The following is a 14,405-nucleotide window of genomic DNA, read 5'->3' as shown; positions in this document are numbered from 1 at the left end:
CTATATTGTTTTTTAATAGTTTTAAAAAGTCCTTCGAAAAGGAAAAGGACTTGATTGTTGTTAGATTATTTTCAAAAAAACTACGCTCCCTTTTCTTTCCTAAAAATAATAAAAATTCCTTAACTAAACGACATTGATATTTCGGGTTAAAATCAGCTTGTTTAGAAGATGGACATAGCTCTGCTATGGTAAAACTGTCTAACCGTTAAGTAGAGACTAAAACAGTAATAAATCACTCATTTTGAACATGAACTGATTCATGTCCTAATAGAAAATCCATTGCCTAATACTTGCAAAGTTATTCTAAATAATAAAGGAATTATTGGGAAGGAATTAAGCTATGAGCAATGCCCTTCATGGATAGGGACTGCATGCCATATTGGTCTCTGCAGGCAGAAAAATGTTCCAGAATTTGTTTTACCTCATTTAAGCTTTGGTCGGGATAGTGACCATGATTGTGCGGATGCCACCATATATGGTATACTTCATCATTCTTAGCAGCCGTGGTAATTTCATCCTTTATACGATTAATTTTCAACTGGTTGAACCTTGCCAACTTTGGATTGAAAGGCCTCAAAAATCGAGAGCTTGGTATTAAAACTGGACTTGAAACCACCTTATTATCAAATTGATAAGAAGTACGTTTAGCCAAAGAAAGAACTGAATCCGAAGTTCTCCATATTTTTTTCAATAATTCACCTTTTTCAGGATCTTTCCAAAACCAATCACTGGGGTTAGTACGTAATGCGGAAAAACCCAAGGCACCTGCAAGTTTTATTGACTCAGCATTGTATTGATTCCTAGGAAAAACCAGTGAAGAAAGTTTTTTACCAAATTTCTCCTGTGCAATCCTTTTGGAGGCCATCAAATCCTCTCTAAATGCCCGGTCTTCATGCCCATTCTCCATAGTATAATAATGAGAGAATGTATGGCTAGCTAATTCTTGTCCAGGGGTATCAATAATATTATGAACCAATTCAGGTGCAAACAGACAACTATTATTTTTGGAGGAGGCATTAAACCAATCATAAGCGGAAAGCTTAATGTTTTTATAGATAGGCCTTAAAGTAGGACTGTAGTGTTCCCATTCTTCAACATTTTCGGCCATTAGCATCCCTACAGTTGCCCAAGTAACCTCAACCTCGTATTGTTTAAATAAGGATAGTAATTTAGGAACAACTTCCCTTGCTGTTCGGTAATAAGTTTCTCTATTCTGAATAGATACCTTATCAAAGCGTCCCCAATGCAACTCAAAATCCAATGATATGACTAAAGTCGGACGATTCATTTCTCTACCTTTATCTTGGCTACTTTATAAAATAAATGAAGGGCAATAATACTAAAAAAAGGAAAGTAAATACTCTTCATTCTCATAATGATACCTAAATTATTCAAGGTAAGACTAAATAGTAGGGATATTATTATTCCATAAATCAATACGGTCCAAAGGTACAATGAGATTTTAAATTGGCCTCTTAACTGAAAAAAGCTCCACACTCCTAGTAAAAAAACACTTAAAACAACCGCATTTTCCATCGCTGCAGCTAGGCTCCAAAACCCTTCAACTTCCCAAACAAAGGGTCTGAAAAATATTGTTATTAACTTTTCATACCAATTATAATCATTCATATTTATTGAACTAGCCCCACCAAAGGATGCCAGGAAATTTCTTTGCCAGTCTAACAGATCAGTTATCCATTTGAGATTAAACCCATAAATTAAACTTCCCTTTATATACCGGTAGGCAAATATCGAAAGAATTAATAAAATTGAAACAGGAAATACCTTATTACGGTAAGGTTTAAGTTTTTCGTGAAAAGGAATTACCATCAATACAGAAATACTTAATGCCAATCCTTGGATAGGTCTGGTCATTAAAGAAAGTAGTAATCCTAAAAGAATTAAATAAAATTTATTGGGAAACCTGTAATTACCGGCCAAAACTAAAACCAATCCCAGCCATAAAAAGGACTCCTTTCCTACTCCCACAGACCAAAAATGTACATTTGGTAATAGTAAGGTAAGAAATGCAGGATGTGCGTAAGTTTTTTTTGAAAATTGGGGAAATGATTTTTTAAGCAGATCAAAGGCGAGTAGAAAACCAAAGTAAGATAAGGAAGCGTAAAGAATTGTACCTGATAAATACCCTAGGCCTGCTATTTGAGAAAAAGGATAATTAAACCAATAAATAAATGCTGTTCCATTGCCAAATAAATGAAACCAATTTCCCATTGAAGTTTCTCCACTTTCAACAATATTCCAATATCGCCAACTATCCCCTCCATGAACCAAAATATATTGGTAAAAAACCAGGCTAATTGAAAGGTGGTAAAACCATAAAAAAAATAAACAGTTGGTTTGTATAGCAGTATAATTATGAGATTTAGCCCATTTTAGATTTATATAGAAAATGGCTGTCAATAAAAAACCGATAAAAGCTATATCCGCTATCAATCAACTATAGAATTAGATGCCAATATGGCTGTTTCATACTCCTTAAGGCTATTTTCTAATGCAAAACAAGCCACTGCTTTTTCACGAATTGATACTTTAGAAATGTGTTTCAACTCAGCAAGCCAATTATAGAACTTTTCTTCGTCTAGCACTGGATGCATAAAACAAAAATCTTCATGCCCTACTGTGTTTTCCAAATCCCCTATCCCTTTAGAAAGTAACAAGGGTAAACCTGAAAGCAAATACTCACCCACTTTTATAGGTGATATTCCAGAAAGGCTACTTGCAGTCTTTCTAAGGCTTACACCCAGATCAGCGGCAGCATAATAACCTGGGATTAAACTAAAATCAACAGATTTAATTACAATACTGGATTTCAAGTGATCTGGTATAGCTTGGGCAACCGCTGATTTATCTCTAACAAGGAAGAGAAACTTGCTATCCTTATTTTGATTGTGATAGTTTTCAAACAAATTTAACATTTCACTTAAAAGGTACTGTGGACCAACACTACCTGAATACAACCACAGCATACTTGATGAAGGTATCGAAAGCTCTTTTCTTATCTTTTCACGTAAAACTAAATCAGGTTTAAAAAAGTCTTCATTTCGTCCATTACTTACTTTGAAAAACTTATCTCTATATCGTAAACCAATGGTTTTCAGGTGGATATTTATAGATAAAAAAGTACGGACTAAGACAATATTTGAATGTTTTAGTATTTTAGTTTCTGCCTTTTTAAGGTATTTGTATTGGAAGCTATTTTTATTTAACCCCGAATAATCAATCCTTTCCTGCAAAGGAAAACCATCTGCATCAAAAATTAATTTAACATCTCGTTTTTTCAACCATGTTAGGAGAGGATTAACCATTATAGCCGGCATGGTAGAGCGGGGCATCAAATGTGTAATTTCAAATTTCTCTATTAAGTTTTTTATGACTTTTACAGCCTTTTTCGTTGTCAAAAAGCTTCCTATCACTGGGTGAGGTTTTCTCCATACAAGATGGTGCTGATAGACAATAGTCAATTGCCGAGCGAGAATTGAAATTCTTTCCACTTCCGTAGGATCTGCCCAGGAAAACTGCAAAACATAAAACTGGCATTCCATTCTATCCTGCAAACCTTTAAAAATTGGGAAAAAAAGATTTTCAAGATAATTTGTTTGATCAGAGTCCCAAGATATAAAAAGAATTTTCATAGGTCTAAAGTACATTGATAATGTAGAGAAGTTTTACCAACCCCAAAATGATTAATCTCCCAGTTCAAGTTCAACCAATTTTTTATACCTATAAAAATTACCATCCATAGTAAACTCCTTTAACACCTTCTCCCTTCCTTTATATCCAAACTCCTTCCTAAGCTGAGGGTCAGTTATTAGCTTTCCCAATGCGCTTATCCATTCTTCTTTTGAATTGGCCAAAAACCCATTTTCTCCGTGAATTACCACATCTTTGTTCATTCCTATAGGAGAAGCAACAACAGGTAAGCCACAGGCCATGTATTGAATTAATTTATAGGCACATTTGCCCCTTTCCCAGGGATTATCAGGCAATGGCATGATACCAATATCCATTTTTATAATGGCATCAACCTCTCCATCTTCTGTCCATGGAATTGATTCAATCCTACCTTTAAATTTCATTTTACTTTTCCCATTGACCAATAAAAACTTAATGGGGTAATGCTCGTGAATCCAGTTTAAAATAGGCACCATAGGATCCAGGTATTTTAGCGTACTTGGAGAGCCTATCCACCCTATGGTAATGGTATCTCTAGGTGAATAATCCTCCTTAACCTTATACTTTTTTGGATCAATGACTGTTGGAAAGATCTCAATCTTTTTGGCTCCTGCCGCTTTTGCTCTTTTTTTTAAGTAGTCATTCCCAACAATTACTCTATTAGCCATTTTCATTACATGATCAATTTTTTTTGGCATTAAAAGACTTACCATAAAATTGTCTTTTTGATCATAATTATGAAAAACAGCATCATCATAATCTACCCAGTAACTATTCACTTTGGATAAAAACCATTCAGCAAATGCCGGTAAATAAGGAAAGATTTCTTTCTCAATAATTATCAAATCATACTTTTGGACAGAAAAAAGTAGAGAAAACCTACGGAAATAACATTTTAAAACATGCCAATAACCGGGAGATTGATGCTTATAAATGGAATTCAAATATTCCTCTGTAAAAAAAGGGCTAACAGAAACAGCATATCCTTCCTTTTCCCACAGCGGTAAAAACTGAAAAGTCCTCAGACGACTACTTGCTCCTTTTCTGGGGTATTTTGGTAAAAATAAAAGTTTCTTTTTACTCAATTTAAAAATGCTTAGCCTTTATCATCTTATTCAACATTTTTCTTTTTCGCATCAATAATCGCTTGTCTTCTCTGAAAGAATTTTTTCCTGTCCAAACTTCTTAGATGAAGCGTATATTTTTTATGAACAATTAAATACAAACAAAAAAGCAAGAAATAAATCATCAGCATGTTTTTCATACGCATAGCTATTCCCAAGTTGCTTAAAGCATTCATAAAGGCAAAAGTCACCGGAATAAAAGTAACCATGCCCGCTTTTAAGAATAGAGGCATATCCCTCAATGCTTCAACAGACCAATTTTTATAAATAAAGAGACTTAACCACAAATAAAGTAAGTTCTCAAAAGAACTGATAAAACTAACAATATTATGTGCATCAAAAAACAAGGGTCTAAATAGGTAGGTAAACAACTTATATGGCCATGAATAGGCTGAAATATTAACACTCGACCCTACGTAAGCTTTATTCAATAAACCGGATTTTAGGGTAGAATAGGATTCCAAGGTTGATATATTAAAATCTTCCATTCTCAACGCATCAAGAGTAAATGTACTCATGTAAATTGAACCAATTAGTGCCAAAGCTGCCAAACCAAATTTGTAGGTTCTTTTAATATCCGTCCCCATAAGTATAGCAATCGCCGCACCCCCAATAAGTGCTTGCCCCATATGGGGTCTAGCCATGTAAACAAAAAAGAAGGCAATAGAAGCTTGCCACCATTTTTCCTTGTACTGCTGAATAGAAAATAAAAACCAAGAAATCGCCCAAAAAGCAATGGCATCTTTCCCTACTCCCGAAGTCCAAAAGTGTAAATTACTTATATAAAAAACGGTAGGGAAAAGTGGAACTCCAAGAATTTCATGATTTGTTGGGAAGTGTTTATAAACCAATAAGAAAATATAACGGATTCCAATAAACCCCAAAAACCCAAATAAAAGATTCCCAGTAGGATAGGATAATCCAAGTATCTTACTAGGGAAATAAGTTAACCACAATATAAAGGTTGTTCCCTCTCCAAAATACTTCATCCAAGTAGGATTTAATATATTGACCTGCTCCATTGTGAATAACCAGTATCCACGTGAATCACCTCCAAAATTAATGATGTACCAGCCATAAAACAGACTAAAAAACATATGGTAAAACAACAAATAATTAAGGTGATTGGCATATTTGGATGGCAATCCATATTTTCTAGAAAAAGAATCATTGGAATTAACCAATAAAACAACTATTAAAATTATAAAAAATAGATCTAACAAAAGTCGGTATTTTAAACTAAAATCTCGTTGTAAAGTTGCTTTACCTCGTCTGTATATCTTTTCACAGAATAATACATCGAAGCTTTTAGGAACCCCTTAATTCCCATACTAACTCTTAATTCTTCTTCCTGTTTAAGAATGGAAATTAAATCAGCTATTCCCTTTGGATTCTGCGGATCAACTAAAAATCCGGTTTCCTTATCATCAATAATGTTGACTATTCCGCCAACTTTGGTACCAATTACAGGTAATTTATGAAACATAGCTTCAACAACTACCAACCCAAACCCTTCCATATAAGAGGCCAAACAAAAGACATCCATAAGTTGAAAATATGGAGCTGTATCCATTTGGAGTCCAGCCATAATTAAATTATCCCCCAATCCCAAACCCTCAGCTGATTCCTGCAAAAAATCTTTATCTGGTCCATCTCCTACAATTAAAATCTTGGCATTAACGGTCGAAGACATTAAACTTACTGCCTTTATAATATCTGAAAAACGTTTATGAAAATCTCTAAGTCTACCTACACTACCTATAACAAAATCTCCATCTTTAATTCCTAATTCTTCCTTTAATCCTTGAACTTCATTTGCATCAACTTTTCTTGGAAAAGGAACGCCATTGGTGATTAATGCAACTTTGGAAACTGAAACCTTCAATCTATTTATTAGATAATCTTCAACTGAAGGTGAAATGGCAATAAACTTATCAGCTAAAATTGAATAAATCTTTAATAAAAAATGTGCTTTGCTTGATCTATTACGTGGATCAGAGGTTTCCTCTATAATAATTTTCATTTTTGGTATGAAAAGACTTGACAGAACAGCCATGGTATTCCCTTCAAATACCCCTCCATGTATTATTGTAGGATGAAACTTTTTAATTATGCTTCTAACATACTTAAGTTTTTGAAATTCAAAAGCACTTTTAAATTCTCCTACTTCATAAATTTCAATTCCTAGATCATTAAATTTTGTTTTATAAACCCCTAATGCCTTGGTGCAGATAATTTTGATCTCAAATTTATTTAAATCTAAAGATTGAGCAATTGAAAATCTACGACTCTCCACACCTCCCCAACCGATGGTTTCAAGACAATATAAAATTTTAATTTTCTCCATTTATATCGTAAAGTAGGAAGGAAATATTTAACATTTTTTTAATATTTTTAAATAAAGCTTTTCTATATTTTCAATATAGCGCTCTTCTGTAAAACACTCACTAACAGACTCTTTACCTCGCTCCCCAATTTCATTCCTCAATCTTTTATTCATTTTAAGAATGAATTTAAGTTTGTTTTGAAATTCGGTTTTATTATTTGGATCAAATAACCATCCATTTATACCGTCAAACATAAATTCAGGAATGCCCCCAACATTCGTACAAAGACAAGGAATACCTAGTTGCATTGCTTCAATTACAGCTATTCCAAAACCTTCAGAAATAGAGGGAAGGACAAAGAGATCTGCCTTGGCTAAATAATGTTCAGGATTTGAAACAAAACCAGTAATTTGAATTTGACTTTTTAATCCTAAACGAGAAATATGACTTTCTAAAAATTGACGATCATTACCATCTCCCACCAAAATCAACTTAAGGTTTATATCCTTAAGATTAGCCAAAGCTTCTATTAACAAATATTGATTTTTAACTCTGTCAAGTCGCCCAACAGAAACAATGGTGAAAACAGATTGGGGAATACGATTGATTTCTCCAACTTTTGAGACAGGATTATAAACTACATAACCTTTACTTTCAGTAATTTCACCAATTCTAATTAAATACTCTTTAACTGCCTTAGATACACATACTACAACATTAACAAACCTATACAAAAAGGAAAAAAGAAATTTCGCTTTTACAGAATGGTTTGGAAATCCAATTTCTTCAGAAACAATATATTTGACGCCAGCCAATTTTGCAGCTATTATTCCGTGAAAATTAGCTTCTCCTGCAGCAGAGTGTATTAAATCGGGATTTACTTCTTTAAGCCATTTATAAAAAATAAAGGTGAATTTCAAGTTTAAAAAGGAAGGATTTTCATTAAAAACCTTTACCTCAAATCCTTTGTGTCTTAAATTCCTTTCCGCATACCCACCCTTACCTATAGAAGCAAACACATAGCTAAAATTGTAATTACCTTTAGAATTAGTAAAGGAAATGTATTGCTTTTCCTGACCACCAAAATCAAGAAAAGTAGTGATTCTTAAAACTTTAATAGATTTCAAATACTACTATAAAATTGGTGCCACTGTAACATGATTTTTTCCTCAGAATAATCATCAGCTTTAATTCTTGAATTAATCCCCATTTCTTTCCTCAATTCAACATCTTCAATTAATAAATTTATTTTCTCTGCCAAAAGGTGAACATTTCTGTTCTCTACTAAAAAACCATTAATTGAATCATCTACTAATATTTTAACCCCTCCTACGGATTTAAAAGCTACTATTGGTAAACCATGTGCCATAGCTTCTAATATAGAATTACCAAAACCTTCATAAAAAGAGGTATGAACGTATATGGATGAATTTTGAAACTTTTCAAAAATATTACTTACAGCACCCTTTAGGAATACATTTTCAGTAAGATTTAAAGAAATAATCAAATCATTTAGGACACTCCTTAATGAACCTTCACCATAAATTTCTAATTTCCAATTGTTATGGTTTTTTGATACTAACTGGAAGGATTTAATTAAAGAAGCGAAATCTTTTTCTTTTTCTAACCTACCAACAGCAATTACAACTTTAGATTGAAGATTTGAACTTGATATTCCATTAAAATTGATAAAATTAGGCATAATGTGAACCTTCTTATGAAACATTCGCCAAAATCCTCCATCTTCCTCAGTAAGCGATATCACATAATCCATTTGCCTTAAAACATGAATTGAACTTGCTAATCTCACCAATCTCCATACTAATTTGGGAACATTAAAAATATTATCAGGTAAAAATCTTTTATATGTAAATCTACTTTCTTTAATTTTAATAAATGGATGATCCAAATTTGATTTATACAAGAAATTCATTGATCCCAGCGAAGAACAAATATCAAATCTATTTTTTATAATAAACTCTTTCAATTCCTTTTCTTGTACATGGGTGTTGTGAAAAATAGACTTAACTGTATTCCAAACTGTGCTTTTTTTTAATAAAACAGGTATATTTACAACTTTTATTTTAGGATGTATTTTATAAAAACTAGAGATAGCCCCTTTGTCAGTAGTGACAATTGTAATGTCATAATCAAATTCTTCAAGGAGATAATTTACACGATAAATTAGAGACCGTTCACTTCCACCGGAATTTTCTAGAGATGAAATAGTAAATAATAGTTTTTTCATAGTTATTAGTGGAGAAAAATTAACCAAATGAGTAAAAACAACATAAAATTGAACATAATATTTTTTTCATTCTTTAAATAAAATTACGATAGTTAAAGAAATTTCTTTTTTTTCTTAAGTTCTTGATAGTGTTGTTTATCTCTATATTTAAAAACTTTTGCAGGATGACCTCCTGCTATTCCAAAATCTGGAATATCCTTAACAACGACTGAACCAGCTTGAACTATTGCTCCTTCACCTATTGTTGTCCCACCTAAAATAATGACCCCATGTCCTATCCAAACATTGTCTTTTATAACTACATCTTGAACAATATAGGTCTCGTCATATGGAATTTTTTTTCCCTCGAAATTATGATTATCTGTTATCACAATACACTCCGCTCCAGAATGAAAATTATCACCAATCGTAACCTTACCTTTTCCAATAATTTTAAACCCATTAAAATTAACATTTTGGCCTAAAAAAGTATTTTTGGTAACAAAGGATGGTCCATTCACAGTTAGTGGAAGTATATAAGAATTTGCTACTTTCATTATATTCTGTCTATAATGATCCTTACGAATTTCTTTTATATATTTTATTATTTTAAAAATTATTGACCTCATTTACTATCTTTTTTGTGGATTTATTTTGATAATCTGTACCTATTGATTCACAAAATTCCTTAGCTCTGTAATAGACGTCATCTCGATCAGAATAATTTTCAATTATTGAAACAATTTCATTTTCATCAGTAGAAGCATATGATATAAGCCCCATTTTAAGAAATCCATAGTAATCCCATAAATGAGAAGTTGAAAAATATATGGATGGGACATTGGTAATAGCAGCTTCAAGATGAACATTGGAATCCCCACCTATCATAAGGTCTATCCCATTCAAAGTTTCCATAAAGGTATTTTGATTAAGCAATTCTACTTTATCTTCATTTAAAAAATTATAATTTACATAAGGGTGTTTTCTTAAATATATTTCATACTTTCTTTGTAACAATAAATCAATTAATTTATCAAACTTTTGAAAATCATCAATATTATTTACACAGATCAATATTTTAAGAATTGGAATATCAGGTGTATATCTATTAATCCACCCATCCATTTTTGGAATTCCATATAAAAACACTTTTGTTCCACAAATCCCTATTTTTTTATAAGTATTATATGCAATCCTTCCATCAAGAAATGCATAATCAAATCTTAGACTGGGAAATATAGGAGATACGGAAGCATGCTGAATATAAACTGATGGTATAAGTAGCTCTTTTGAAGCAAATAAAAATGCTACATTGTTATAAGAGTGATCATTTGATAGCCATAAATATTTAGGATTTGAAAGGCTTAAAATAATTTTATTTAAATAATAATGCCCTAAAATAATGGAACTAACATACTTAATAGAAGTATTTCTATTCTGAAAAAATAATTTCTTATTAATATTCGATATTAATTGATAGTCATAAAAATAGGCTACCAAGCTGAAAAAGTATGAAATCCAAAAAGGGTACTTTCTTAAATATTTATTGGAATCAAGGCTTAAGTCATATCCATGATAATAAGCAATAGAACTTATATTTAGCTCATTATATATATATTTTAAAGCTTCAAATTGATTTTTTGTGTTAAAGAAAAAAAAATGTTTTTGCTTATAAAAAGCTAAACTATATAGCTTTAATGAAAATATTGATTTAAGGAGTTTAATTAAAATTGTTAAAAAGTTTCTCTTATCATATATCATATCACGCTTAAGGTCCACATGCATACCATGATAGATCATTTTTACTTTGTTAATTCTCATAAAATCTGATCATATAATTGATTGTTCAATATCAAATTTTCATTTTTAGCACTATGAAAATATTCGTTTACACTTCATATAAAAAACTGATAAACAGTTGAATTAAGTTTAATGAAAAGTTCAGAATTGGTATTTTATTAAATTTGAATAAAACAACTTTTCAATTCAAAAACCTTGAAGAGCTACCATTTTTTTAAAGTCTATTGATTTAGCCACAAGTTCTTTAAAATTTCCAGAGGCTTGTACATTACCATTTTTCAATAAAATAATTCTGTCAGCATTTTTTATTGTAGAAAGTCTATGAGCTATAATTACAATGGTAACCTGACCTCTCAATTCCTCTATATTTTCCTGAATACCTAACTCAGTCTCAGAGTCCAGTGCTGAAGTTGCTTCATCCATCAGTAATAAATCAATTCCCTTATAAAGTTCTCTAGCAATGGATAATCTTTGTTTTTGACCTCCACTCACCATAACACCATTAATACCCAGTCTACTATCCTCTTTATTCTCCAAAGTCTCCACAAAATCCAAAACAGCTGCCTTATTTAGTGCTCGTTTACATTTTTCTCGATTTTCTATAGTATCTTCATCCCAAAAACTAACATTATTGAAAATGGTATCGTCAAAAATTACTGGTTCTTGAGTAATATATCCTATCATTTTTTGAAAATGATTACGGTCTATTTCATTCATATCAATTCCATCAACTCTTATGGAACCACTATCCGGCAAAAATAACCCTGCCATAATATTCATCAAGGTTGACTTTCCTGCCCCACTATCACCAACAATGGCAATAACTTGATTTTTTCTAATTTCAAATGAAATGTTTTTTAAAATCTTAGTTTCTCCAAATCCAAAATTCACCTTTTCAATGGTAATTCCTTTCTGTATGGAATCAACCTTATAGGTTCCCTGAATTTCTTTTCCCTCCCTTAGTTCCTTTGAGAAGTCCCTGATGTTTTCTATGGAACCATAATTAGCCATAACCGCATTCCAAAAAGCTTGCAAAGACAGCAAATAGGTAAGTGACCTATAAAAAAACAATAAACTTAAGATAATACCTGAAATACTTCCTCCAATAACATTGACTTCAAAAAGAATAACCGTGACTATGATAATAATAATAATAGGCTCTCTTAATGCCGTGATTATTGAAGACAATAAGCCAAGTTTCTTGTAATGATATTCAATTCTATTGATTTGATTCCTCAGCTTATCTCCAAAGGTTACTAGAAGCCCACTTGCTTTTAAATATTTAAAATATGCTATTTTTTGAATCAATAGGCTTTGGAAATAATGGTTGTCTTTTGCCACATCCATAGAATGCCTTTTGGTTTTTTTGTATATGGCCGAATATAGAAAATTTGAAAGGATGCCTCCAATCATAACAAAAAGTGAAAACCTTACATTCACACTAAAGGCCATTGCTACATATACAAATATCATAGAGAATGACTGCAAAACGTACATATAACTATTAAAGGCAATCACAATTTTATCTATTTCACCTGTTGCCGTATTTTGAATTCTTCCAGAATCTTGTTTAATGAAATTTTTATAGGAGTAATTTTCAAATAAATCTATGATAGACAGCCTCGCTTTTTTAATAAAAAACCTTCTTAACAGCAAACTGTAGTACTGCTCAATAAATTTCATAACTCCTTTAAGGGAAAAAAAGAAACCCATCAAAAGAAGTATTGCTGTTACTGTTATTGGAATACCTATCTTTAGCAATCCATTTAAGACTATTTCAAGCTTGCCTAATCCGTCTCCACTAGCATTCCCACCATCTACCATTTCCAATAATGGTAAAAACATAGTAATACCCAAGCCATCCATTAAGGCCACTAGCATACTTAATCCAAATGCTATAAAAATTCTTCCTCGAACCGCCTGATAGAAATAGGAAAAATAGTAAAAATATTTTTTTATAAATGCCTTTATTGTCTTCATTAAAAATTCATTCTTTTAAGCATTATACTGATTCCATATTTCGCTTCACAAAATCAAATTTCTTCACCAGGCTAACAACATGTCTGGAAATCAATCCTGCACCGGCATATTCATCTACAAACCGCCCTAGGAAATGGCTTAACCTACTGTTATGTGATTGTGCGATATCCTCCGTCAAATGATCAATTTTATACCTTGGTAATATTTCAATAAATCCTGCTGCTAAAGTAGAAGGTATCAGCATATGGGACCCATGCACACCAATTATAACATGCGTTTTACTGAAAATTTGATTCCATTTATGCTCAACTTTCAGGTCTATAAACTCATGTCTTTCGTCCTTAATTATTGATGGCAAATTCCCAAGCTTCCCTTTCCCTGTAATGGTAAAACTAGAGCTAGGAAGGTTGCGCTTGATTAATTTAACTACCCTCTTTATTAATTGCTCTTGCCTCCAAATGAAAAATGGTGAGAAAAGGGTCTCCAGTTTATATTTTTTTGAAACTTTACTTAAGAAATAAAGGAATCGGTTACTTAACCAAAACCTATCCTCTCTCCATACAAAAGTAATTTGCGGAGATAAATTTGTAAATTGTTTTAAGTCAAATGGCGCAACACCTAAAATTTGTTTAAAATCCAAACTCTGGTGGTTTAGGTGAATATATGTAGGATGCAGTAAAACTTTATTGAACCTTTGAAACTGATTCCTTATCCATTCATCAAGCCCTTTAATGCCTTGTTTGATTTGTCCTAACGCTAAATTTACAGACCAAATTTCAATTCCTGTTGAAGGCAATAGCCATAGGCATTGTGCTGGAATTAATACAGCTATCGTCTTATTTTGACGATTTTGTAGCTCCAAGTAAACATTCCAAACTTTAGTAAATACATGTCCAAAGCAATCATCCAAACAGTTAATCAAAATTAACTCTTTCTCCCCCCCTAGGTTATAGCGTTTAAAAACCCCTTCAACACTTAATCCCTCACAGACCGAGCTAATGAGAGGTAATGCCATCCAACTCCCTGATTCTTTATCAAACCTTTGGTGTCTTTTGTCTAAGGTAAAGGAAACAGGAAAAAAGGTGGAATGCCCTGTAGGAATTGTTGATATATATTCGGTACCACATGCATTGCAAACATTTTTTCCCAACACATGTATCCCTTGAAAATACACTTCAGATTCAAAATTTGCCTTATTCAAACACTTAGGACAAATGCTTTTAATATCAACTATTTTTGGGATCTCAATCATTA

General features: G+C 32.1%; 12 protein-coding genes. All 12 read right to left on the bottom strand.

Translation table 11 applies throughout. The annotated features are described in order from the left end of the window. Positions 1-319: 319 nt before the first annotated feature. Positions 320-1,288, bottom strand: coding sequence for a polysaccharide deacetylase family protein (locus tag AC13EX_RS17370; RefSeq protein ID WP_482893679.1), 969 nt, complete (start codon positions 1,286-1,288; stop codon positions 320-322). Beyond that, the gene (locus AC13EX_RS17365; RefSeq protein ID WP_482893678.1) at positions 1,285-2,232 is read right to left on the bottom strand and encodes a hypothetical protein; all 948 of its coding nucleotides are present in this window, start codon (positions 2,230-2,232) and stop codon (positions 1,285-1,287) included. The genes AC13EX_RS17370 and AC13EX_RS17365 overlap by 4 nt, the downstream gene beginning before the upstream one ends. A 218-nt stretch (positions 2,233-2,450) precedes the next feature. Continuing rightward, the gene (locus tag AC13EX_RS17360) at positions 2,451-3,653 is read right to left on the bottom strand and encodes a glycosyltransferase family protein (RefSeq protein WP_482893677.1); all 1,203 of its coding nucleotides are present in this window, start codon (positions 3,651-3,653) and stop codon (positions 2,451-2,453) included. A 51-nt stretch (positions 3,654-3,704) separates the two neighbouring features. Beyond that, positions 3,705-4,778: a glycosyltransferase family 4 protein gene (locus AC13EX_RS17355; protein WP_482893676.1), complete on the bottom strand. Its 1,074-nt coding sequence runs from the start codon at positions 4,776-4,778 to the stop codon at positions 3,705-3,707. A 26-nt stretch (positions 4,779-4,804) separates the two neighbouring features. Beyond that, positions 4,805-6,040 carry a hypothetical protein gene (locus AC13EX_RS17350; protein ID WP_482893675.1) on the bottom strand — a complete coding sequence of 412 codons (1,236 nt, stop codon included), beginning with the start codon at positions 6,038-6,040 and terminating at the stop codon, positions 4,805-4,807. Positions 6,041-6,051: 11 nt separating this feature from the next. After that, positions 6,052-7,164, bottom strand: coding sequence for a glycosyltransferase family 4 protein (locus AC13EX_RS17345; protein WP_482893674.1), 1,113 nt, complete (start codon positions 7,162-7,164; stop codon positions 6,052-6,054). 27 nt (positions 7,165-7,191) lie between these two features. Then, positions 7,192-8,271 carry a glycosyltransferase family 4 protein gene (locus tag AC13EX_RS17340; RefSeq protein WP_482893673.1) on the bottom strand — a complete coding sequence of 360 codons (1,080 nt, stop codon included), beginning with the start codon at positions 8,269-8,271 and terminating at the stop codon, positions 7,192-7,194. After that, positions 8,268-9,392 (bottom strand): glycosyltransferase family 4 protein, encoded by a 1,125-nt coding sequence (locus tag AC13EX_RS17335; RefSeq protein ID WP_482893672.1) that lies wholly within the window; start codon positions 9,390-9,392, stop codon positions 8,268-8,270. The genes AC13EX_RS17340 and AC13EX_RS17335 overlap by 4 nt, the downstream gene beginning before the upstream one ends. 92 nt (positions 9,393-9,484) lie before the next feature. Beyond that, entirely contained in the window at positions 9,485-10,000 is a 516-nt protein-coding gene (locus AC13EX_RS17330) for an acyltransferase (RefSeq protein ID WP_482893671.1), read from the bottom strand. Further along, positions 9,981-11,192, bottom strand: coding sequence for a hypothetical protein (locus AC13EX_RS17325; protein ID WP_482893670.1), 1,212 nt, complete (start codon positions 11,190-11,192; stop codon positions 9,981-9,983). Before AC13EX_RS17325 ends, AC13EX_RS17330 begins: the two co-directional genes overlap by 20 nt. Before the next feature lie 165 nt (positions 11,193-11,357). Continuing rightward, entirely contained in the window at positions 11,358-13,151 is a 1,794-nt protein-coding gene (locus tag AC13EX_RS17320) for an ABC transporter ATP-binding protein (protein WP_482893669.1), read from the bottom strand. 22 nt (positions 13,152-13,173) lie between these two features. Next, positions 13,174-14,403: a hypothetical protein gene (locus tag AC13EX_RS17315; protein WP_482893668.1), complete on the bottom strand. Its 1,230-nt coding sequence runs from the start codon at positions 14,401-14,403 to the stop codon at positions 13,174-13,176. Positions 14,404-14,405: the final 2 nt, after the last annotated feature.

It is taken from the genome of Cyclobacterium sp. L-R, from assembly GCF_056859355.1.
This window is presented reverse-complemented; position numbering and strand designations above follow the sequence as displayed.